Below are 20,798 nucleotides of genomic sequence, written 5' to 3' on the forward strand. Positions count from 1 at the left end.
CGAACCGGGGGCAAGCCTCTATCGGCACGGTCAGGCCGCTGACGCCTGCCGCCCGCTGACATCTGTCCTGGTAAAGTTCGGCATTGCACTGTCCTTGATCTCCTCCACGCATATCGCGCGGATGGCAACGCGGGTCTCCATCCTGAAAATCGCGCGATCCTTGCACGAGGATGACAGGGCATGCCCGCTCCCCCGACCAATTCCTTCCTTGAGGCCCCGCTGGGCCTGACCTACGCCAAGACGGCCCTTCCCATCATCTTTGTCATGGGCATGAACGGGCTTCTGGCTGTTGCCGATGCGCTTTTCCTTGGCCATTTCGTCGGCCCCGAAGCCCTGGCCGCCGTCACGCTGATGTTCCCGATCTACATGCTGATCGTCGCCCTTGCGACGCTGGTTTCAAGCGGCATGTCCAGCCTTCTGGCGCGCCATCTGGGCGGCAACCGCCTCGACGAGGCGCGGGCCGTCTTTGCCGGGGCGCATGGCCTGGCCTTGCTGGTGGGGGTGCTGCTTGCCCTGCTGTTCGTCCTGTTCGGCCCCGCGCTGACCCGGCTGGCGGCGGCGGGGTCCGAAGACCTCGCGCACCTGGGGCTGACCTACCTGCGCATCACGGTGGTGTTCTCTCCCCTGCTCTTTGTCCTCTCGGTGAACTCGGACAGTCTGCGCAACGAAGGGCGCGTGGGGTTCATGGCCGCCATGAGCCTTCTGGTCTCGCTGGCCAATATCGGGTTCAACTACGTCCTGATCGCGCAGCTGCACCTGGGCGTCGCCGGGTCCGCCTATGGGACGGCTCTGGCGCAGGCACTGGCGCTGGCGATCATCGTGGCCTTCCGGCTGCGCGGCAGGACAGAGCTGCCCCTGTCGGCGCTTACCCGCAGGCGCCTCGCGCGGTCCTGGGGGCGGATACTGGCCCTTGGGGCGCCGCAGAGCCTGAACTTCATCGGCCTCTCGCTGGGCTCGGCGGCGATCATCGCCGCGCTGCAGATGGTGGATGCCCCCTCCTATGATGACACGGTGTCGGCCTATGGGATCATCACGCGGGTGATGACCTTTGCCTACCTGCCGCTCCTGGGGCTGTCACATGCGATGCAGACGATCACCGGCAACAATTACGGCGCCGCACTCTGGCACCGGTCCAACGCCAGCCTGCGCCTTGCGCTCTTTGCGGCCTTTGCCTACTGCGCCGCGGTCCAGGTCATCGTGACCACAAACGCCGCCCGGATCGGCCGGACCTTCGTGGACGACCCCGCCACCATTGCCGAAGTTGCCCGCATCCTGCCGATCATGACGCTGTTCTTCGCCCTGTCGGGGCCGCTGATGATGATCGCCATGCATTTCCAGGCTATCGGCGATGCCCGGCGCGCCGGCCTCTTGGGGCTGGCCAAACCCTATCTCTTCGCGCTGCCGCTGACCTTTTTGGTGTCTTTCTGGTATGGAGAGACAGGCGTATGGGCCGCGGGCCCGATGGCGGAACTGTGCCTGCTTGCGCTGACCATCTTCGTCCTCACCAGGACCGCGCGGCAAAAATCGCTCGGATGGGGGCTGTTCCAAACGGTTCAGGGGAAAGCCGCATGACCCGGAAACTGCCCACCATCACCGAAGCCAAGGCAGAGGCCAGGCGCCTGCGGCAGAAGTTGAGCGACCAGGGCACGCAGACAGGGAATGCGCAGTCCCTGGAACTCGTGGCCCAGCGCTATGGGTTCCGGGACTGGAACGCCCTGCACGCCAGCATCCGCGACCTGCCGCCAGAGGCATGGGTGCCGGGCCAAAGGGTCCGGGGCCGCTACCTTGCACAGCCTTTCGAGGCCAGGATCGTCTCGGCCCGGCCGCTTCGCCCCGGATGGTTCCGGCTTGCGCTGGAGCTGGACGAGGCGGTCGACGTGGTGCGCTTTGACAGTTTCTCCAACCATCGCAAACATGTGCAATGCGTCGTCGGGCCGTCCGGCACCTCTCGGGAAAAGACCTCGGACGGCACGCCCCACGTAGTCCTCGAAATGTAGAGCTGGCCAAGCGCGCGCCCGGCCCGATGTTGGTGCCGCAGACCTGCCCGCCTGTAAAGAAAAATGCCCCCGCAGATCACTGCGGGGGCATTCCTGTTTCAATCGGGGGGTCGGAGGGATCAGTTCGCCGCCAGACCCAGGGCGACAAAGCCCGGGTTACCGCCGCTGCGCACCAGCAGCAGGATCGACTTGCGGCCCTCGTCGCGGGCTTCGCCGATGCGGGTTTCCAGGTCTTCGATGCTGGTCACCTTCTGCTGGCCCGCCTCGGTGATGACATCACCGGCGCGCAGGCCCTTTTCATAGGCTTCCGAGGCCGGATCGACATCCATGATCGCCAGGCCCTGCATTCCTGCGGGCAGGTCCAGCTCGCCCCGGATCGCATCGGTCAGCGGGGTGAGCGACAGGCCAAGGGTCTCTACCTTGGCCGGCGGCTCGTCCGGGGTCGAAGGCGCGGCGGCGGGCACGGCGGTCTGCGCCTCTTCGCGGCGGCCCAGCGTCACCTTCAGGGTCTGGGTCTCGCCGTCGCGGTTGACGACCACGCGCACGGTCTTGCCCACCGGCGTATTGGCGACAACGCGCACCAGCTGGCGGGTATCGACAACCTCGATCCCGTCGAAGGACATGATCACGTCACCGGCAGCCACACCGGCCTCTTTCGCCGGACCTTCGGGCACGTCGGACACCAGCGCGCCCTTGGCTTCGGCCAGCCCCTTGGCCTCGGCGATGTCATCGTTCACGTCCTGGATGCGCACACCCAGCCAGCCACGGCGGGTCTCGCCGAATTCCTGCAGCTGCTCGACCACGTTGACCACCACGTTCGAGGCCATCGAGAAACCGATGCCGATGGACCCGCCATTGGGCGACAGGATCGCGGTGTTCACGCCGATCACCTCGCCGTCCATGTTGAACAGCGGCCCGCCCGAGTTGCCGCGGTTGATGGCGGCATCGGTCTGGATGTAATCGTCATAGGTGCCCGAGAGCGCCCGGTTGCGGGCCGAGACGATGCCCGCCGAGACCGAGAACCCCTGACCCAGCGGGTTGCCCATCGCCATGACCCAGTCGCCGACGCGCATGGTGTTGCTGTCACCAAAGGGCACGGCGGTCAGCGGACGGTCCGCCTCGACCTTGAGCAGGGCGATGTCGGTGTTGGGGTCGGTGCCGACCAGCGTCGCCGGCAGCTCGAAACCTTCGAAGAATTCGATGGTGATTTCGTCGGCGCCTTCGATGACGTGGTTGTTGGTGACGATGAACCCGTCTTCGGAAATCACGAAGCCGGAGCCGAGCGCCGAAGAGCGGCGCGGACGGCTGGGACCGCCACGGTCCTGAAAGTCACGAAAGAAATCTTCGAAGGGAGAGCCTTCGGGCACGATGCCGCGCGGGCCGGACCGACCGGCAACGGTCGTCGAGGTGGTGATATTGACCACGGCGGGGCTAATCCGTTCAGCCAGGTCGGCAAAGCTTTCCGGAGCGCCGCGGGCCGACGCCATGAGGGATTGCGAAACGATCAGGAACATCGACAGCGTCGCCAGCCAGAACAGCCTCAGCGGTGTCTTGTTGTCCTGCGTCAGAGCGAGGGATTGCGGTTTCAATGGGGTCTCCTTGTCTCTGCCAGTCAGCAGACGCGCAGGCCACGCGCTGCCGCCTGCCTCCTATTCAACAGTGTGACAAACATAGGTGCGCAGGCGCAACACCAAAGGGCTGAAACGCCCGTTCACCGGGTTGTGACAATACCCAAGGGAACCAAGATCGGCGCTTTTCCGCTCTGCAGCGGGGTCGATGGGGGCTTTTGCGGGTTGAGGGGCGGGTCGAGGGACTGCTGAAGCTGCCCGTCCAAAGCGGTCACAAATTGCGAGCGCGGCAGAGGCCCGCCAACGGCACAGGACCTTTTGGTTTCCACTATTCTGCACAGGCCAGCCTTCGGAAAACGAGGCGTGACATGTCTGACCTATCTGTCAAAGCCACGCGCTGATGACGCGTCTGGCCCCAACCGCAGTCCGACGGCAAGCCACAGGGTGATGGTCGGCGCATGGTGCGCGGGATGATCTTCATGAAGCGCACCAGACGACCTTGGCGGGATGCGCCCTACGCCTTTAGCCCACCCGGTTGGAGGCGACCGTGGCGACGACGCCAGAACAACTGTGTCAGCTGCCCCTTCGATCCATTCAGCCTTTTCGATGATGTTCAATTCGGTTGTGGCCTCCCCTGATTTGCGCATCAAGGCCGCCCCGATGCGTCAGGCTGGCGGCGACCGCGGGCTTTCGCTGCGGTTCGGATCACGGTCCAGCCGTCGGGACGGCGCGGATCAATGCAATCGCCGCGGATGCAGACAGCCCAGAATTTTGACCTCGTCCGCACACAAAGCGGTTCGGCGGTGCAGCAGGTTTCACCATACTGCTCGCAAATGTGGAGCTTTCAAACCGACGATTTGCCTCGCCGAGGCCGACGCATCGGGATCGGCGCTCTTCAAATCAAACCTCAAACGCCGCCCCTTGCAAGGGACGCGTTCTGACAACACGCAAGGTACTCGATGATCTTGTTCACCGGATTATTCGATCCTGGTCTTGGCGAACCAATCACAGCTTTCGGAATGCCGTCAGGCGCTTGCGCTCATATCTGTCTGGCGGCCCGTCGAAGCCAACCGGCGAATGTCTTGACGCCGTGCTTGTTGCGCGACAGCGGATTGAGCAGGAGGCAATAGGCAAATCCGCGCAGCTCTGGACCGGGGATTTGCCGGTAACGGCCTGACCTCAGACCTTCATCCACCAGCGCACTGCTGGACAACAGCAGCCCCAACCCCTGATCCAGCGCGTTGAAAGCCGCGCTTTCATCGCTGAAACGGGTTATGCGATCCGAGGGGAATGGTTCCCCGGCTTTGGTGAACCATTCTTCCCAGGTCGGGCCGCCCATGTCCGCATTGCGCCAACGGAACCCCAGCAGCCGACCGTCCTGCACGCAGCTGTCCGCATGCTCAGCCAGGCTGACGGGGATGTAGCGATCCGAAAGCAAAACCTCGGCCTCTTCGTTCGAGGAGGCTTGCGGACCATATCGGATCGCCAGGTCCAGCCGTCCAGCCCGCAAGTCCATCACGTCGTCATTGGTTTCGACCTCGACCCTGACATCCCCGTGGTTCTCAAAGAAGTCTCCAAGGCGGGGGACCAGCCAGCGTTCCGCAAAAGCATGTGTGGTCGTGACCCGCACCAGCGATTGCTCGACGTCCTTGTCGAGCATTGCAAAGGCCTCGCCCAGGGTATCGAAAGCTGTCTGCAGCTTGGGGAACAAGTCCTGCCCGGCGGGCGTGAGGGCGATCTGGCGGGGGCGGCGCTCGACCAGCTGGAACCCGAGGTAGGCTTCCAGGTGCCTGATCTGGTGGCTGATGGCGGTCGCGGTGACGCCGAGTTCCTCCCCTGCATCCGCAAAACTCAGCCTCCGGGCGACCGCTTCGAAAGCGCGAATTGCGTTTAACGGGGGGAGTTTACGCATGGTATCGCCCAGCTGCGCAAAGAAATCTCAGCATGCCCTGAAGAATGGTCATTTGTTTTTTTGCCTCCTCCTCCGGAAGCTTGTGGAATGAAAAGGGAGGAAAAAATGACACCCGAGATTATCACCACACGCCGTCGGTTGATCAAGGGGGGGCTTGCGGCTGCTGCCGTCCTCGCCACCCCGGGCATCCTGCGCGCGCAGGGGCGCCGCGACCTGTCGATGCTCACTTGGGCAGGCCATGCCGACCCCGATGTGATCGGCGCATTCGAAGAGGCGCATAACGTTCGCATCCGCGCCAAGCAGTATGTCGGCGGCGACCAGATGCTTGCGCAAATCGCGCAGTCTCCGGCCGGAACCTACGACGTGATCCTGTCGGATGCGGAATACGTGGTCCAGCTGAAGCAGGCAGGCTTTATCGAGCCGCTGGCGCCGGAGGACTACCCGTTCGATGACTTCTTTCCGGAGTTCCAGAATTTCCGCGGTCATTGGTTCGGCGGTCATCCCTATGCCGTCTTCCTGCGGTTCGGGTTCCTCGGGCTGTCCCATCACCGCGCCGCGATAAGCGAAGCGGACGCTCGCAGCTACCGCTGCATGTGGGACCGCCAGCATGAGGGGCGGATCGGCCATTTCGACTGGCATCTGCCCAACCTGGGAACCTTGAGCCTCGTCAACGGCAACGCCACCCCCTTTGACCTCGATGACAAACACTGGGGGGAACTGACCGAAACGATGATGTCGCTGCGGCCCCAGGTGCGGGGTTTCTACGACTACGGCGGCATGTTGTCGGCGCTGCGCTCTGGCGAGGTTGCCGCGATCCCCGGTATCGGCGACTGGATCACCGGTGTGCTGGCCCGCGACGGTGCCGATGTCGCCACGACCATCCCAGAGGAAGGCGGTCTGCAATGGACCGAGTCCCTGTCGATCGGCGCGCGATCCGCGAACCAGGATCTTGCCCGGAAATTCATCCAATACATGCTGTCACCCGAAGGACAGGTAAAGACCGCCACGCTCAAGGCCTATCCGGCCATGATCCCCACGCGGTCGGGTTGGGCCAGGTTGAACGAGGAAAAGCCGGGCGAGGCCCGGCGCCAGAACATGGTGCTGAACGGGCCGAACGCGCTGGATGAGATCCGCGCCGGGCGCATCCAGCTGCGGGAGCTTCCGGTTCAGCAGGCGCTGGAAACCTGGAACGACGCCTGGACCCGCTACAAGAACGCCTGAGGCGCGGTCCGGCCCCGGCGCAGCCGCCGGGGCCGCAGCCCTATCGGAGATACCGACATGACGTCCCCTGCAATTCCGGCCCGCACTTCGGTGCGCCGGTTCCACTTCCTGTCCAACCGTGCCTGGCAGGCGCTTTGGATTCTGCCGCTGCCTGCCTGGCTGCTGCTGTTTTTTGCCGTGCCGCTGGGTTTGCTGGTGGCGATTTCCTTCTGGTCGGTGGTGAACTACCGGCTGACGCCGGACGCCACGCTGTCGGCCTGGCGCTATGTTCTGGGCCTGGATTTCCTCTGGGCCAGTTTCTGGCGCAGCTACGGGCTGTCGATGGCCAGTGCGGCGGCAGTGTCTTTGCTGGCCTTTCCGGCGTCCTACGCGATGGCCTTTGTTGCCGCTCCGCGTCAGCGACTGATCTTTCTGGGGCTTGCGATTGCCCCGTTTTTCACAAGCTATCTCGTCCGCATCTATTCCTGGCAGGTCTTCCTGACAGAGGGCGGGGTGATCTCTTCTGTCGTTCAGGCATTGGGCGGCAAGGGAGAAAGCCTCCTCAACACCTATTTCGCGCTGTTCCTCGGCCATGCGACACTGGCCCTGCCGGTGGTGCTGATCCTGCAAACCATCGCGCTTGCCAATGTTGACCGGACCGGGATCTCGGCCGCCGCCAACCTTGGCGCCCGGCCCGGAGCGATCCTGTTCCGTGTGATCCTGCCCGCCGCCCGGCCCGGTCTGACGCTGGGGCTGCTGTTTGCCTTTCTGCTCTCCTATGCCGAGTTCGTCAGCGCGGCCTATCTGGGCGGCGGCACCTTCCAGACACTGCCGATCCTGGTGACGGATCTTGTCCGGGCCGGTCAGCAATGGCCGCGCGCCGCCGTGGTCTCGTTGCTGATGATCGCCAGCCTGCTGGCCACGGCCTTTGTCACCGTCCTCTGGGCCTACCGCGAGAAAGGATAAGACATGCCTCCGCATCTGAAACACGCCATACCAAAAGCCTTCTGGATTGCCGGGCTCGCGGTGGTTTTCCTTCTGCTCTATGCGCCGATCCTTTCGGCGGTCCTGTTCTCCTTCAGCGCCGACCGGTTCCCAAGCCTCAACATGTCCGGGTTCAGCACCAAATGGTATGCGCAGGTCCTGACCGACCGCGCGATGCTGGACGCCCTTGGCAACAGCCTGACGGTTGCCGGGATCACGGCGCTGATTGCCACGGAGCTTGGGTTCTCCGCGGCCTATGCGGATTACCGTTTCCGGTTCTTTGGCCAGAGAGCCGTGCTGGCGCTGGCCTTGCTGCCACCGACGGTGCCGCTGGTCATTCTTGGCCTTGCCATGCTGGCCTTTTTCTCCCGCATCGGCATTGCCGGCTCGCTTGCTGCCGTGGTCGCCGCGCATGTCGTGATTGCCGCGCCCTTTGCTATGGCGGTCTGCCGGCTGCGGCTGGCGCAGCTGGACGCGGCCTTGGAAATCGCCGCGCAGAACCTCGGCGCCAGGCCGCTCTCCGCGCTCTTCCGCATCGTGCTGCCGCATTCGCTGCCGGCCATTCTCGCCGCCTTTCTCATCACCTTTGCCGTTTCTTTCGACGAATACGTGATTGCCTGGTTCACGGGCGGGTTGAACCAGACCATTCCCGTTGCGGTTCTGACCACGCTTCAGGGACAGGTCGATCCAACCATCCATGTCATCGGCACAATGAGTTTTTCCGTCACGCTCACCCTGGTTCTGATCGCGCTTGCCGTGGTCCTGAGCCAGAGCGGCGGCGCCATGTCCAAGGAGAAGACATCATGACCAACCCTCATCTGAAACTGGACGGGCTTGCCAAGTCCTATGGCCGCTTCACCGCCGTCGAAGGGTTTTCGCTGGATATTTCCGAAGGGGAGTTCATCGCCATCATGGGGCCGTCGGGCTGTGGCAAGACCACGACCCTGCGCATGCTTGCCGGTCTTGAAACTGCGGACCGTGGCCAGATCACCCTTGCGGGCAAGCGGATAGACCAACTGCCGGTCTGGGAGCGGGAAACGCCCCTGGTCTGGCAAAACCTGGCGTTGTTCCCATTCATGACCGTGCGGGAAAACGTCGAGTTCGGACTGCAGATGCGCGGAGTATCCCGAACCGAGCGCCGACGCCGTGCCGACGACTGGCTGGAAAAACTGGGCATTTCCGCCTACGCAGAGCGCAATGTTGCGCGTCTGTCGGGCGGCCAGCGTCAGCGCGTCGCCCTGGCCCGCAGCCTTGTGCTGGAACCCAAAGTGCTGCTCCTGGACGAGCCGCTGTCGGCCCTCGACGCCCATATGGCAATCAAGATGCAGGGCGAACTGAAAAAGCTCCAGCGTGAGCTGGGGATCACCTTTGTCTATGTCACCCACAGCCATTCAGAGGCGTTTTCGCTCGCGGATCGGGTCGTCATCATGAACGCCGGCCGGGTGGAGCAGATCGGCAGCCCGCAGGACATCTTTCTGCGGCCCCGCAGCAAGTTCGTCGCGCAGTTTGTCGGCGGGATCAGCCTGCTGGACGGCAGGATAACCGGCGCCGCCGATGGCAAACGCTTTCTGGAAACGCGCGATGGCAAGGTCCGGCTTGACCACGATTGCGGTCTGGCGGACGGCGACACCGCTGACCTGGCAGTGCGGGCGGACAGGATATCCGTGACGGTTGAACCGGGCTGGGGCGAGAACGAAATCGCCTGCACGCTGGTCTCGGAGGAGTTCGCCGGAGCGGTTGTCAATTTGCACCTTGAGACCGCCTCTGGCCACAGCCTTGTGGCGCAGCTTCAACAGCGGGACCTCGAACAGTTGAATGCGGCCTGCGGGACGCGCGTCTTTGCGTCCTGGCATCCCGGGGACGGTGTCCTGCTCGACAGCGCGCAGCACCCGGGCCACGGCACCAGGGCAAGGGCGGCATGAGGTCTGCTCTCGAAAACACCCGGGCAGCACTGCAGCGGGCCAGCGGAGAGAGGGAGGTGTTCCTCTCCCTCCTGCCAGAGCGTGCGCAGACGGAAGCCAGCCAAAGAGATGGGCGCCCGCAGAAATCGGGGCCGCTGGACGGGGCCACGGTGTCCTGGAAAGACATGATCGCGATCAAGGGCATCACGGCAACCGCAGGGTCCCTGCTCTGGCGGGACGATACGCCCGCCGAGGCGGATGCGGAGGTTGTGCGGCGCGCCAGCCAGGCGGGGCTGGTCAGCATAGGCGTCACCAATCAAACGGAACTGGCGTTTTCCGGGATCGGCTACAACCCACATTTCGGAACGCCAACCACAGAGGGGCGGGTGCCGGGCGGCTCGTCCTCGGGCGCCGCCGCCTCTGTTGCGCGCGGGATCACCCGCCTGGCGGTCGGCACCGATACGGCTGGCTCCTGCCGGGTGCCCGCTGCGTTTCAGGGTGTGGTGGGCTTTCGGCCCACGCGCGGACGGTATCCGATGAGCGGCGTGAGGCCGCTCGCGCCCAGTTATGACACCGTTGGCAGCTTTGCGCGGTCGGTTGCCGATATCATCGAGCTGGATGCCATTCTGTCGGGCGACACGGCCAGCCCGGACGCGGCCAGCGGTCTGTCGGTTGCCATCGACCTGCTGGACGAGGGCGGTGTTGCCGCGCCGATTTCCCTCCGCTGCAAGGAGGCGGTGACCGCTCTCGAACGGGCGGGCATCTTGATCGCCTACACCAAACGGTCACCTCTGGCTGAGGCGCTGAGGCTGATCAGCGCGGGCGGCTGGCCCGGAGCTTTCGAGGCGGTCCGAACCTATGGACACCTGCTCGAAACTAGGGACGCCCACCGCCTCGATCCCTTTGTTGCGGCCCGGCTTCGCGCCTCTGCCGGGCTGGATTCAAAGCGGATAGCAGAGGTCCAGCACCGAGCCCGCGACCTGCGCGAAACCATCCGCGTGGCCGATACGTGTTACATTCTGCCCACCGTCGGTATCGAGGCGCCAAGGCTCGCGCCGCTGCTGGAAAACCCCGATGAATTTGCCGCGGCAAATACTGCCGCGCTTCGCCTGACCATGCCAGCCAGTCTTCTGGATTTGCCGGCCATTTCCCTGCCGGTCGGGAAAACCTGTGATGGCTGCTGGGTGGGGATACAGTTGGTCGGTCCACCCGGCGGTGACCGCAGGCTGCTTGCGACCGCGGCAAAGGTCGAAACGCTTTTGATGGAAAAGGAGACTCTGACATGATCCGCAATCCGATCCAATGGCCGGGTGCGGCCCGCTGTGCCTGTGCGATCACCTTCGATGTGGATGCCGACAGCCTGATCCACATCGCCCGTCCGGACGACGGGCACCGCCGCCTCTATCCGATCAGCATGGGCCGCTACGGCCCGAATGCCGGTGTGCCGCGTATCCTTGAAACCTACCGGCGCCTGGGGCTCAAACAGTCCTTTTTCATGCCCGGATGGGTGATGGAGCAATACCCCGGGACGGTCGAGGCGATCCTTGCAGGCGGGCATGAGATCGGCCACCACGGATATCTGCACGAAGACCCTGCCGGACAAAGCGCCGATGAACAGACCTATTGGTTCGAACGCGCGCTTGAGGTTCACCACCGGCTGACCGGCAGGACCCCGCGCGGCTATCGCGCCCCGGTCTACAATGTCACCCCAGAGGTGCTGTCGCTCGCCGTGCAACACGGACTGACCTATGAAAGCTCAATGATGGCAGATGATCTGCCTTACCGGATCGACACCGCGTCCGGGTCCCTGTTCGAGTTGCCGGTGCATTGGGGCAGCGATGACTGGCCGCCTTTCGCCCATTTTGACGAGATCGGCTACAAGATGCCGGTGATGTCCCCGCACCGGGGGTTGGAGGCGTCCTTTGAGGAATTCGAGGCGCAATACGAGGCCGGAGGGCTCTGGATCGGCATCTGGCATCCCTTCCTGACCGGGCGGCTGGCCCGCTGGCGGGTGGTGGAGCGGTGGCTTGAAGATGTGCTGGCACGGGGTGACGTGTGGTTCGCACCGCTGGAAGAGATCGCGGCCCACGTTGCACAGCAGGAAGCCGAGGGGGCCTGGCAGCCGCACCGCGAACCTGCCGTGCCCTACGATCATCCCGCCCTGAAGGAGAGTTGAAGATGAACACCCCCTGTCCCCCTTTCGACGCCGCCCGGCCCGATGGCGAAAACCCGAGCGCGCATCAGACGCTTGAACAGGATGGCCGGCTCTGCCCGGGCAAAACCTATACGATCCCCGCCCGTCAGGGGCGGGCCATGCGCCTGCGAAAGGGCGAGGTCTTGTCGGTCATCAATCGCGACGGCAGCCAGATCGGCGATTTCTGGGCCTTTGCCGACGGCGATTGCAACGAATATCTGTCGATGGAACATTTGCGCCCCACATTGCGGCGCATCTCTCCGCGCCCCGGCGATGCGCTGGTGACCAACCGCCGCCGCCCGATCCTGACAATGGTCGAGGACAGCTCTCCCGGCGTTCACGACACGCTTGTCGCGTCTTGTGATATTCACCGGTACGCCCAACTTGGCCATCAGGGCTATCACGACAATTGCACCGACAACCTGCGCATGGCGTTGGCGGCCATTGGCCTGCGCCCGACATCGGTGCCTTGCCCGCTGAACCTCTGGATGAACACGCCGGTTGTCGAAGGTGGCGCGATGGAGTGGCGGCCCCCCGTCTCTGCCAAAGGGGATCATGTGCTGTTCCGCGCTGAAATGGATGCTGTGGTGGTGATTTCCTGCTGTCCGATGGATCTTTTGCCAATCAATGGTGAGGATGCGCAGCCAAGGTCGCTGGACGTCCTGCTGCACAGAGAGCAGGCGTGAGGGCGCCTGCAGAACTTGGAGACGCGGATGTCGATCCGCGCCCCCTTTCCCCGCTTCAAAGACGTGCTTCAGGCCGCCTGCGCCGCCGCCCCGGCCAGTGTCATGGCCAGGGCGCGGGTGCGCGCCTCTGCCGTTTCGACAGACGCCCGGTGCCGGTCGTCCTTGAACTCCTGGTATTCGATGGCGATGGTTTCGATGTCGCTTGGCGCGACACCGAAGTAATGCGCACAGGCCGCCAACCCGGGGTCCAGCGCGTTGAGATGAGCCCGCACGCCACCCCGAGCAAAGCCGAATTCACCGCGCGACGACAGCACCACCAGCCGCTTTCCCGCCAGGATCGGCTCGATTGGCCTGTCGCCGCGCGCAAGGTCAAAGGAAAAGGTCCTGCCGATGCGTGCCACCTGGTCGATCCAGCCTTTCAGGGCGGTCGGCATCCCGTAATTGTACATCGGCGCCCCCATGACGAGGATATCCGCCACGGCCACCTCCTCGATCAGCTCGTCGGACAGGGCCAGGCGCGCGTTCATCCACGGCTCACGGTCCTCGGGCGGGGTAAAGGCGGCATGGATGAAGTGATGGTCGATCGCGGGAATGGGGGTCAGCCCGACATCGCGGGTGATCACCTGGGTTGTCGGCGCTTCGGCCAGAAAGGTCCGGGTAAACAGCCCGGTCAGATGTCGTGTCAGAGAGCGTTCTTCAAGCTGGGCGCTTGCATCAATCCGCAACAGGGTCGGCATGGGTTATCTCCTATGTTTTGCACTGCACCTTGCCTACCAAGCGCCCAACCCTCTGGCGAAAGCGAATTTTTCATGGCCCGGGTGAATCGGATTCATCCCGGTTTCACCCCGACGGGAAAGGATGGATCCGATGCGGCGTCTGCCTCCGCTCCACGCGCTCCGCGCTTTTGAAGCCGCCGCCCGGCATCTGCATTTTGCGCGCGCCGCGGCCGAGCTTCACCTGACGCCGACCGCGATCAGTCACCAGATCCGCCAGCTAGAAGAGACCTTGGGGGTCAGGCTCTTTCACCGCTATCCGCGCCCTATCCGCCTGTCCGCGGAAGGCGCGGCATTGTACCCGGTTCTGCGCGAGAGTTTCGACCGTATGAGCAGCGCCATCGCCGGGATTTCGCAGCCAGACAGGGACCGCCCGTTGACGGTTTCCGTCACGGTGGCTTTTGCCAGCCTCTGGCTCATGCGGCGTCTGCCGACATTGCGCAGTCAGACCGGGTTGACCCTGCAGGTCGAGGCCGACAATCGGCCGGTCGGCCTTTCCGGCAGCGATGTCGACTTTGCGGTGCGCTACGCCGCCCAGGCAGAGCCGGAAGACCAATGGTTGCCGCTGTTTGAGGATAGCCTGATCCCGCTCTGCGCGCCGGACCTGCTACGCCGGACTTCGGTCAACGACGACGCCGGTATTCTGCGCCTGCCGCTGATCCAGTACCGCTGGAATTGCGGTGCGGAAGCCTCGCCCAGTTGGCAGCGCTGGTCGTGCGTAGCCGGGCTTGGAGGGGTGAAGCCAGAGGTCACACAGCACTTTTCCGAAGAAATCAATGCCATCGACTCGGCGCTTGCAGGTCAGGGCGTTGTCCTGGCGTCCAGCGTATTGGCCGGTGCCGCTGTCGCAGAAGGGCACCTGGTGCGTCTGTCCAAGACAGAATTGCCCGGCAGAACCTTTTGGGCGGTAAGCCGCGGCGATCATCCGCGTTTTGCCGACGTGGCGCAGTTTGCGTCCTGGGCGCGTGCTTCCGCGTAAGTCCGCGCCCTGTGTGAGGTTTGGATTTTCTACCTGCCGCCCGATCTGGCATCAGGCCGTATCGTCTGTCGGAAAAGCCCGCTTGTGCCGCCCCTCGACTGGGCGCTCCTTGCCCGTTTCCAGATCGCAGGGCGCCTTCGCGATCTTACGCGCGTCAACCTCGCCATCGGCAGCGAGCTTTTCGGTTGCGACCTCGGCCGTCTGGCACTCACGGACATGCACGCCCCTGGCCCGGCCCCGGCAGCAAAGGTCAGTTTCCCGGCTGCCTCGCGCTGGATTGGAAAGCCGCCGCGCGTCGCAGGCAGTTGGACAGGGCGTCGACGTCGAACGGGGCTTTGCGGAGCGCCACAAGCGCCTCGGCGCCACCTGCGGCGGTCTCGACAGAATGGCCGAGCGCGCGAACCTCTATCCGCATCTTCGAACGGTTGAGCGCATTGTCATCGACAACCAAAACACGGGCTTCATCGACATCGAGGCGCGTGTCGCGCTCCTCAGACATCCGACAGGTCCAGCCGGGCGAGCAAGACGCGGGCGTTTTCCTCTGCCGCCGCGATCTTGTCCAGCTCTCCCCGGTCGATGTCCGCCCCCTGCCTGGCGCGGCGTTCAAGCGCCTCACACAGATCCGCCAGGTCCTCGGCGCCGAAATCGCGGGCATTGTATTTCAATTCATGCGCCGTGATCCGCAGCGTTTCCAGGTCGCCGCGCGCATGCGCACCGATCAGACGCTGGACCAGTTCCGGCGCCATCGAAAGATATTCACTGCGGAGTTCATCCAGATCGTCGCGGCCGCCACCGATTGCAACCAGCAGACGCTGCAGGGGCGATCTGGATATCTGGCGACACATCGTGTCAGCCGAGAGGATCGAAGGTATCTATCAAGTCTGAATGAGGCCCGGTCATGGTGCGGGCGGGCGTGATGTCTGGTGGCCTTTCGACAAGGCAAAACTGCCGTCCGATCCGGGCGAAGGTCCGGAGACCGCCCATCCCGGCCCCGGTCAAAGGCCCGGAGCCGTCACCGCGCCCAGGCGCTCAGAACAACCCGCCCCGGGCAAGCCACAAGACAATCAACCCGGTGACAAGCGTCAGCCCGCCCAGCAGGCGGCGCTGTTCCAGGCTCATCTCGCGGAGCGCCTCAAGCAGGCGCTCCACAAGCTGAGGGGCCAGTGCATAGACCAGCCCCTCGATCACGAGGACCATTCCGATCCCCATCAGGATGTCCGACCCGCTCAATTGTCGACGGGTGCGGTGTCAGCCTCGGGGGCCTCCGGCGCGGGCGCCGGGTCGGCCGGTTCCGGGGCCGGTGTGGTGGGCGCCGGGCCTTCGGGGGCCGGGTCCTCGGCCGCTTCCGGCGCGGGCGCGTCAGGCGCCACCGGGCTCGCCGCAGGCGACGGCAGCGTCGGTGCCAGGAACGGATCGCCAGAGGCCACTTCGCTTTTGAAGTAGTTGAAGAACTGGCTGTCCGGCGTCATCACCATGGTCGAATTGTTGCCCTTCAAAGAGACCTCATAGGCCTGCAGCGACCGGTAGAAGGCAAAGAACTCGGGGTCCGCACCGTAAGCCTCGGCAAAGATCCGGTTCCGCTCGGCGTCGGCCTCGCCTCGGATCACGCTGGCGTCACGATCTGCCTCGGACAGCGTCTCGACCACGGTCCTGTCGGCAAGCGCCCGCACGCGGGCCGCCGCCTCGTTACCGCGGGCGCGTTCGTCCGCCGCCTCGCGCTCACGCTCTGCCCGCATCCGGTCGAATGTGGCGTCAAGGTTCTGCGATGGCAGGTTGGTCTGTTTCAGCCGCACGTCAACGACGTCCAGCCCCAGCGAAAGCGCCTCGGCCCGGGCGCTGTCGCGGATCCGGTTCATCAGCTCACGCCGGTCCTCCGACAGGATCCGGTCGGATGTGACCTGGTCGGCACCCAGAACTTCGCGGATCTGCGCGTTCAGAATGCCGCTCAGTCGGTCCTCTGCGGTGCGCAGACCGCCCACACCGACAGCCTGCCGGAACTGGACCACATCCGCGATCCGGTAGCGGGCGAAGGCATCGACCACCAGGCGGCGGTCATCCGAGGGCGTGACCTCGATGGTCTGGGTGTCCAGCGACAGGATACGGTCGTCATAGCGGACAACGTCCTGGATCAGCGGGATCTTGAAGGCCAGGCCCGGCTCTTCCTTGACGGCCTTGATCTGGCCGAACTGCAGCACCAGGGCCTTTTCCCGTTCATCGACCACGAAGATCGACGACAGGAACACCACGATGGCGATCACGAAGACCGGCAGGAGATAGGTTACCTTGCGCATCACTGGTCACCTCCGCTGTTGCGGCGCAGCTCGTTGAGCGGCAGGTAGGGCACCACGCCGCCACCGGCACCGCCGCCGCTGGTCACGGTATTGTCGAGGATCATCTTGTCCACGTCGCCCAGCACCTTTTCCATCGTCTCGATGTAAAGACGGCGGCGCGTCACTTCGGGCGCCAGCGCGTATTCCTCCTGGACAGAGGTAAAGCGCGCGGCCTCACCAACCGCCTGGTTGACCACCTGGGCGCGATAGCCCTCTGCCTCTTCGCGGATCTCTGCCGCCTTGCCTCGGGCCTCGGCCACGACGCGGTTGGCATAGGCATCGGCCTGGCGTTCCAGCCGGTCACGTTCCTGTTCCGCCGCCTGCACGGCGCGGAAGGCGTCGATGACCTCGCGCGGCGGATCGGCGGTGTCGAGGTTGATCCGCACCACGCTGATGCCGGATTCATACTCGTCCAGAGTCGCCTGGATCTGCTCGCGCGCGCCGTCGGCGATCGCGCCACGGTCGCGGTTGAGGATTGGCGCCAGGTTCGACGCGGCGATGATCTCGCGCATGACGGATTCAGATACCGCCTGCACGGTCAGCTGCGGATCGGCGATGTTGAACAAGAGTTTCGCCGGGTCCGAGATGTTCCAGACCACCTGGAAATCGATGTCGACGATGTTCGCATCCGTGGTCAGCATCAGACCGTCGTTGCCGCCACGGCCGCCGCCGATCGTCTCGGTCCGTTCCGAGGTCACGTTGACCACCTCGTAGGTGACAAAGGGCCAGGGGGCAAAGTTGAGGCCCGGGTTGCCAACGGCGAATTCACGCCCCAGCAAAAGCTCGACCGATTTTTCCTCGGGCCGCACGGTGTAGAAGCTGCCAAAGGCCCAGAGGCCCAGCAGGATCGCAACACCGATGGCCACGGTGCCGCGGGTCACCCCGGGTCCACCCGAGCCGCCACCGCTGCCGGAGCCATTGTTGCCATTGCCGCCGCCGCGACCGCCCATCAGGACGCGCAGCCGCTCCTGGCCCTTTTTCATCAACTCGTCGATTTCGGGCATCTGGTTGTCGTCGGGGCGGCGGCCACCGCCGCCACCGCCATTTGGCGGACGATGGCCGTTGCCACCTCCGCCCTGGTTGCCACCGCCGCCCCCCCAGGGGCCGCCGCTGTTACCTGCCATGAACTTCGGTCCTTCCTCGTCTGTCGGATTGCCTTGTAACCTGTGCGCCCCGGCTGCGAATTCAAGCACTCCGCATCGGATTGCGCATGGTCACGATCTCTTCGGACATGGTCGGATGCACCGCCACCGTCCGGTCAAAGTCTTCCTTGGTCGCGCCCATCTTGATCGCGATGCCCGCCAGCTGGATCATCTCGCCCGCCCCGGGCGCGACGATGTGACAGCCCAATACCTTGCGCGTCGCCTTGGACACGATCAGCTTCATCAGCACCCGGTCGGGCTTGTCGGCAAAGGCGGTCTGCATCGGCCGGAACGAGGTACAGTAGACCTCGATCTCCTCCTGGTCGCGCGCCGCTTCCTCGCTCAGGCCCACGGTGCCCATCTCCGGCTGGGTAAAGACGGCCGAGGGGATCAGCTCGTGGTCGACCGGCGTCGGGTTGCCCTTGAACACGGTTTCGACAAAGGCCATGCCCTCGCGGATCGCCACCGGCGTCAGGTTCACCCGGTCGGTCACGTCGCCGATGGCATAGACCGACGGCACCTTGGTCTGGCTGTAGTCGTCCACCTCGATGGCGCCATTGCGGGTCAGCCCGATGCCCAGCTCCTCCAGCCCCATGTCCGCCGTGTTGGGCGCGCGCCCCGTGGCAAAAAGCACCGCGTCGAAGTCGCGGATATTGCCGTTGGTCGCCTTGACCCGGATCGGTCCGCTACCCGGCGCATCTTCATGGCTGCCCCCGAACTGGCTTAGCTCGACCGGCTGGTCCATGTCCTGCCCCTCGGGGCTGTCGGCGCGGTGCATCTCAACGATATTGGTCCCGGTGTGCAGGTCGATGCCGCGTTCCTTCATCGCATCCGCGATCAACCCGCGCGCCTCCTCGTCAAAGCCGCGCAGGATCTGCGCCCCGCGATAATACTGCGTCACCTCGACACCCAGCCCGTGCAGGATGCAGGCGAATTCGCAAGCGATATAGCCGCCGCCCACGATCAGGATCGACCGCGGCAGTGTCTCCATGTGGAACAAGTCGTCCGAGACCATGCCCAGATGCGCGTTTTGCATGTCGGGCCGGACCGGGCGTCCGCCGCTGGCGATCAGGATATGTTTCGCCGTCTTCACCTCGCCGTTGGAAAGCTCGACCGTATGCGCATCCTTCAGCCGCGCGCGGGCGTCAAAGCTTTCTACGTCCGACCCGGACAGCAGCTTGCGATAGACGCCCTCCAGCCGGTCCAGTTCCGTCTTCATCTGGGTATGGAAGCGCGCCCAGTCAAAGGCGCCATCCGCGATGTCCCAGCCATAGGCGCGCGCCTCGGCGGGCATGTGGGAATACTCGCTGGCAAAGACCATAAGCTTCTTGGGCACGCAGCCCCGGATCACGCAGGTGCCGCCATAGCGATCCATCTCGGCCAGGGCCACCTTCGCGCCCGCCTCGCCCGCGGCCACCCGGGCCGCGCGCACGCCACCCGATCCGCCGCCGATGACAAACAGATCATAATCGAAATCGCTCATCCATCGCTCCTGCATTACCGCGGGCCAAGGTATTTCACATGGACTCCGCGATGACCAGAGCAACGCGCCCCCCAGGCCATGCACGCCCCCTGCGCGCGCCCCGCCTCTTGACCCCCGCGCCTGCCCGGCCCGGCGCATGGCTTCTTTGGGCATCGAAATACCTCCGGGGGTGAAGGCCGCAGGCCGAGGGGGCAGCGCCCCCTGCCACCGGTCGCCGACAGGTGCGGCACCCTGTCATTTGCCCGTCAGCCGCCACAGGCGTAGCCCTTTGCCCATGAAACCCAAGCTGCTGACCACCCTGCCCGGCTACACCCGGGCCGAATTGACGCGCGACGTGCTGGCGGGCGTGACCGTCGCGATGGTCGCCCTGCCGCTCAGTCTGGCCATCGCCATCGCCTCCGGGGCCGATCCCGCCAGCGGGCTGATCACCGCCATCATCGGCGGCTTCCTGGTCTCGGCGCTGGGGGGCAGCCGGGTGCAGATCGGCGGCCCCACCGGCGCCTTCATCGTCGTTGTCTTCGCCACCATCGCCCAGCATGGCTATGACGGGCTGGTGCTGGCAACGCTCATGGCCGGGGTGATCCTGCTGGTCGCGGGCGCCCTGCGCGCCGGGCGGCTGATCGCCCTGGTGCCGGAACCGGTCATCAACGGCTTTACCATCGGCATCGCCATCATCATCGCCACCAGCCAGTTGAAGGACCTCTTCGGCCTGAGCATGGCAGAGGTCCCGGCGGAATTCCTGCCCAAGCTCGCCGCGTTCTGGGCCGCGCGCGAGACGATGAGCGGGGCCGCGCTGGCCTCGGGCCTGGCGACGATGGTCCTCATCGTCGGGCTGCGCCGGCTCTGGCCGCGCTTTCCCGGGCTGATCCTCGCGGTGGGCGCGGTCTCGGCTGCGGTCGCGCTCTTCGCCCTGCCGGTCGACAGCATCTCCAGCCGCTTCGGCGCCCTGCCCCGGGGCCTGCCCGCCCCCGCCTTGCCAGAGATCACCCTGGCCAGGGTCACGGAACTTCTGCCCTCGGCCTTCGTCATCGCCTTCCTCGCGGGGATCGAATCGCTGCTCTCGGCAATGGTTGCCGACCGCATGATCGAGGGCCGCCACCGCCCCAATGCCGAGATGCTCGCACAGGGTGCCGCCAATATCGGTTCGTCGCTCTTTGCCGGGCTGCCGGTGACGGGCGCCATCGCCCGCACCGCCACCAACGTCCGCGCCGGGGGCCGCACTCCGGTGGCCGGACTGGTCCATGCGCTGACCATCCTTGTGGTGATGTTCCTCGCCGCCCCGCTGGCGGGCGGCATGGCCATGCCGGCGCTGGCAGGGCTCCTGATCCTGACCGCCTGGAACATGTCCGAACCGCACAAGTGGCGCAGCTACCTGTCCGAGCGTCCCTCGGACATCGTCCTGCTGCTGCTGACGCTGGTACTGACGGTTCTGACGGATCTGACCGTGGCCATCGCCGTAGGGGTCGGCCTCGGCCTCGCGCTGCGGCTGGCGCGGCGCGACGTGCCCCCTGCCGACTGGCACCCGAGGGACCGCTGAGGCGCCGCTGTCCCGGGCTTGCCCCGGGACCTCTCTGCACCGGGGTTAACAAAACCCTGCCGCGTTGTACGAAATGCTGAAAACGCTGTACGTTTTGTACAAAACGTTCAGA

The 20,798-nt window shown here is 64.9% G+C and carries 20 protein-coding genes; 11 read left to right on the plus strand and 9 right to left on the minus strand.

From position 1 onward, the window contains the following. Window positions 1–180 precede the first annotated feature (180 nt). Together KZZ07_RS21840 and KZZ07_RS21845 are read left to right on the plus strand one after the other, a co-directional pair. Window positions 181–1,572: an MATE family efflux transporter gene (locus tag KZZ07_RS21840; RefSeq protein ID WP_219517169.1), complete on the plus strand. Its 1,392-nt coding sequence runs from the start codon at window positions 181–183 to the stop codon at window positions 1,570–1,572. Then, window positions 1,569–1,997: a glyoxalase superfamily protein gene (locus tag KZZ07_RS21845; protein WP_219517171.1), complete on the plus strand. Its 429-nt coding sequence runs from the start codon at window positions 1,569–1,571 to the stop codon at window positions 1,995–1,997. The genes KZZ07_RS21840 and KZZ07_RS21845 overlap by 4 nt, the downstream gene beginning before the upstream one ends. Before the next feature lie 119 nt (window positions 1,998–2,116). On the opposite strand, the gene KZZ07_RS21850 is transcribed toward KZZ07_RS21845, so the two are convergent. Then, window positions 2,117–3,586: a DegQ family serine endoprotease gene (locus KZZ07_RS21850; RefSeq protein ID WP_219517173.1), complete on the minus strand. Its 1,470-nt coding sequence runs from the start codon at window positions 3,584–3,586 to the stop codon at window positions 2,117–2,119. A gap of 1,018 nt (window positions 3,587–4,604) precedes the next feature. Then, window positions 4,605–5,477, minus strand: a complete 873-nt coding sequence (locus KZZ07_RS21855) for a LysR substrate-binding domain-containing protein (protein ID WP_219517176.1) — start codon at window positions 5,475–5,477, stop codon at window positions 4,605–4,607. A gap of 105 nt (window positions 5,478–5,582) precedes the next feature. Here KZZ07_RS21855 and KZZ07_RS21860 point away from each other — a divergent pair, with 105 nt between their 5' ends. From KZZ07_RS21860 to KZZ07_RS21890, 7 genes are read left to right on the plus strand one after another with little or no spacing between them, the layout of a single operon-like run. Beyond that, complete coding sequence (locus KZZ07_RS21860; protein WP_219517178.1) at window positions 5,583–6,698, plus strand: polyamine ABC transporter substrate-binding protein; 1,116 nt, start codon at window positions 5,583–5,585, stop codon at window positions 6,696–6,698. Window positions 6,699–6,755: 57 nt separating this feature from the next. Then, complete coding sequence (locus KZZ07_RS21865; protein ID WP_219517188.1) at window positions 6,756–7,643, plus strand: ABC transporter permease; 888 nt, start codon at window positions 6,756–6,758, stop codon at window positions 7,641–7,643. Window positions 7,644–7,646: 3 nt separating this feature from the next. Next, on the plus strand, window positions 7,647–8,468 hold the full coding sequence (locus KZZ07_RS21870; RefSeq protein WP_219517190.1) for an ABC transporter permease: 822 nt from the start codon (window positions 7,647–7,649) through the stop codon (window positions 8,466–8,468). After that, complete coding sequence (locus KZZ07_RS21875; RefSeq protein WP_219517192.1) at window positions 8,465–9,583, plus strand: ABC transporter ATP-binding protein; 1,119 nt, start codon at window positions 8,465–8,467, stop codon at window positions 9,581–9,583. Before KZZ07_RS21870 ends, KZZ07_RS21875 begins: the two co-directional genes overlap by 4 nt. Next, the gene (locus tag KZZ07_RS21880; RefSeq protein ID WP_219517202.1) at window positions 9,580–10,848 is read left to right on the plus strand and encodes an amidase family protein; all 1,269 of its coding nucleotides are present in this window, start codon (window positions 9,580–9,582) and stop codon (window positions 10,846–10,848) included. The genes KZZ07_RS21875 and KZZ07_RS21880 overlap by 4 nt, the downstream gene beginning before the upstream one ends. Beyond that, window positions 10,845–11,738, plus strand: coding sequence for a polysaccharide deacetylase family protein (locus tag KZZ07_RS21885; RefSeq protein ID WP_219517204.1), 894 nt, complete (start codon window positions 10,845–10,847; stop codon window positions 11,736–11,738). The genes KZZ07_RS21880 and KZZ07_RS21885 overlap by 4 nt, the downstream gene beginning before the upstream one ends. Window positions 11,739–11,740: 2 nt before the next feature. Then, window positions 11,741–12,442: a DUF1989 domain-containing protein gene (locus KZZ07_RS21890; RefSeq protein WP_219517207.1), complete on the plus strand. Its 702-nt coding sequence runs from the start codon at window positions 11,741–11,743 to the stop codon at window positions 12,440–12,442. Window positions 12,443–12,510: 68 nt separating this feature from the next. Here the strand turns inward: KZZ07_RS21890 and KZZ07_RS21895 are convergent, their stop codons facing one another. After that, window positions 12,511–13,179 carry an FMN-dependent NADH-azoreductase gene (locus KZZ07_RS21895; RefSeq protein ID WP_219517216.1) on the minus strand — a complete coding sequence of 223 codons (669 nt, stop codon included), beginning with the start codon at window positions 13,177–13,179 and terminating at the stop codon, window positions 12,511–12,513. 130 nt (window positions 13,180–13,309) lie between these two features. Here KZZ07_RS21895 and KZZ07_RS21900 point away from each other — a divergent pair, with 130 nt between their 5' ends. Further along, on the plus strand, window positions 13,310–14,194 hold the full coding sequence (locus KZZ07_RS21900) for a LysR family transcriptional regulator (protein ID WP_219517218.1): 885 nt from the start codon (window positions 13,310–13,312) through the stop codon (window positions 14,192–14,194). A gap of 250 nt (window positions 14,195–14,444) precedes the next feature. Here the strand turns inward: KZZ07_RS21900 and KZZ07_RS21905 are convergent, their stop codons facing one another. The 6 genes from KZZ07_RS21905 to KZZ07_RS21930 form a co-directional block, all read right to left on the minus strand. Next, on the minus strand, window positions 14,445–14,693 hold the full coding sequence (locus KZZ07_RS21905) for a response regulator (protein WP_219517220.1): 249 nt from the start codon (window positions 14,691–14,693) through the stop codon (window positions 14,445–14,447). Beyond that, window positions 14,686–15,039: an Hpt domain-containing protein gene (locus KZZ07_RS21910; RefSeq protein WP_219517228.1), complete on the minus strand. Its 354-nt coding sequence runs from the start codon at window positions 15,037–15,039 to the stop codon at window positions 14,686–14,688. The genes KZZ07_RS21905 and KZZ07_RS21910 overlap by 8 nt, the downstream gene beginning before the upstream one ends. Before the next feature lie 184 nt (window positions 15,040–15,223). Further along, the gene (locus KZZ07_RS21915) at window positions 15,224–15,403 is read right to left on the minus strand and encodes a DUF2065 domain-containing protein (protein ID WP_052244320.1); all 180 of its coding nucleotides are present in this window, start codon (window positions 15,401–15,403) and stop codon (window positions 15,224–15,226) included. 17 nt (window positions 15,404–15,420) lie between these two features. Continuing rightward, window positions 15,421–16,485, minus strand: a complete 1,065-nt coding sequence (gene hflC / locus KZZ07_RS21920; RefSeq protein ID WP_219517230.1) for a protease modulator HflC — start codon at window positions 16,483–16,485, stop codon at window positions 15,421–15,423. Beyond that, window positions 16,485–17,648, minus strand: coding sequence for an FtsH protease activity modulator HflK (gene hflK / locus KZZ07_RS21925; RefSeq protein ID WP_219517232.1), 1,164 nt, complete (start codon window positions 17,646–17,648; stop codon window positions 16,485–16,487). The genes hflC and hflK overlap by 1 nt, the downstream gene beginning before the upstream one ends. A 61-nt stretch (window positions 17,649–17,709) precedes the next feature. Further along, entirely contained in the window at window positions 17,710–19,149 is a 1,440-nt protein-coding gene (locus KZZ07_RS21930) for an FAD-dependent oxidoreductase (protein ID WP_219517234.1), read from the minus strand. Between the two features lie 274 nt (window positions 19,150–19,423). On the opposite strand from KZZ07_RS21930, the gene KZZ07_RS21935 reads away from it, so the two are divergent. After that, window positions 19,424–20,686, plus strand: coding sequence for a SulP family inorganic anion transporter (locus KZZ07_RS21935; protein ID WP_219517236.1), 1,263 nt, complete (start codon window positions 19,424–19,426; stop codon window positions 20,684–20,686). The last annotated feature ends 112 nt before the right edge of the window (window positions 20,687–20,798 follow it).

The organism is Mameliella sp. CS4 (genome assembly GCF_019392335.1).
GTDB lineage: Bacteria > Pseudomonadota > Alphaproteobacteria > Rhodobacterales > Rhodobacteraceae > Antarctobacter.

Coding starts and splice junctions, on each gene's coding strand:
- hflC (WP_219517230.1), bottom strand. CDS start 16,485: ATGCGCAAGGTAACCTATCTCCTGCCGGTCTTCGTGATCGCCATCGTG.
- KZZ07_RS21935 (WP_219517236.1), top strand. CDS start 19,424: ATGAAACCCAAGCTGCTGACCACCCTGCCCGGCTACACCCGGGCCGAA.
- KZZ07_RS21855 (WP_219517176.1), bottom strand. CDS start 5,477: ATGCGTAAACTCCCCCCGTTAAACGCAATTCGCGCTTTCGAAGCGGTC.
- KZZ07_RS21860 (WP_219517178.1), top strand. CDS start 5,583: ATGACACCCGAGATTATCACCACACGCCGTCGGTTGATCAAGGGGGGG.
- KZZ07_RS21870 (WP_219517190.1), top strand. CDS start 7,647: ATGCCTCCGCATCTGAAACACGCCATACCAAAAGCCTTCTGGATTGCC.
- KZZ07_RS21905 (WP_219517220.1), bottom strand. CDS start 14,693: ATGTCTGAGGAGCGCGACACGCGCCTCGATGTCGATGAAGCCCGTGTT.
- KZZ07_RS21915 (WP_052244320.1), bottom strand. CDS start 15,403: ATGGGGATCGGAATGGTCCTCGTGATCGAGGGGCTGGTCTATGCACTG.
- KZZ07_RS21840 (WP_219517169.1), top strand. CDS start 181: ATGCCCGCTCCCCCGACCAATTCCTTCCTTGAGGCCCCGCTGGGCCTG.
- KZZ07_RS21890 (WP_219517207.1), top strand. CDS start 11,741: ATGAACACCCCCTGTCCCCCTTTCGACGCCGCCCGGCCCGATGGCGAA.
- KZZ07_RS21875 (WP_219517192.1), top strand. CDS start 8,465: ATGACCAACCCTCATCTGAAACTGGACGGGCTTGCCAAGTCCTATGGC.
- KZZ07_RS21910 (WP_219517228.1), bottom strand. CDS start 15,039: ATGTGTCGCCAGATATCCAGATCGCCCCTGCAGCGTCTGCTGGTTGCA.
- KZZ07_RS21930 (WP_219517234.1), bottom strand. CDS start 19,149: ATGAGCGATTTCGATTATGATCTGTTTGTCATCGGCGGCGGATCGGGT.
- KZZ07_RS21900 (WP_219517218.1), top strand. CDS start 13,310: ATGCGGCGTCTGCCTCCGCTCCACGCGCTCCGCGCTTTTGAAGCCGCC.
- KZZ07_RS21845 (WP_219517171.1), top strand. CDS start 1,569: ATGACCCGGAAACTGCCCACCATCACCGAAGCCAAGGCAGAGGCCAGG.
- hflK (WP_219517232.1), bottom strand. CDS start 17,648: ATGGCAGGTAACAGCGGCGGCCCCTGGGGGGGCGGCGGTGGCAACCAG.
- KZZ07_RS21880 (WP_219517202.1), top strand. CDS start 9,580: ATGAGGTCTGCTCTCGAAAACACCCGGGCAGCACTGCAGCGGGCCAGC.
- KZZ07_RS21895 (WP_219517216.1), bottom strand. CDS start 13,179: ATGCCGACCCTGTTGCGGATTGATGCAAGCGCCCAGCTTGAAGAACGC.
- KZZ07_RS21885 (WP_219517204.1), top strand. CDS start 10,845: ATGATCCGCAATCCGATCCAATGGCCGGGTGCGGCCCGCTGTGCCTGT.
- KZZ07_RS21865 (WP_219517188.1), top strand. CDS start 6,756: ATGACGTCCCCTGCAATTCCGGCCCGCACTTCGGTGCGCCGGTTCCAC.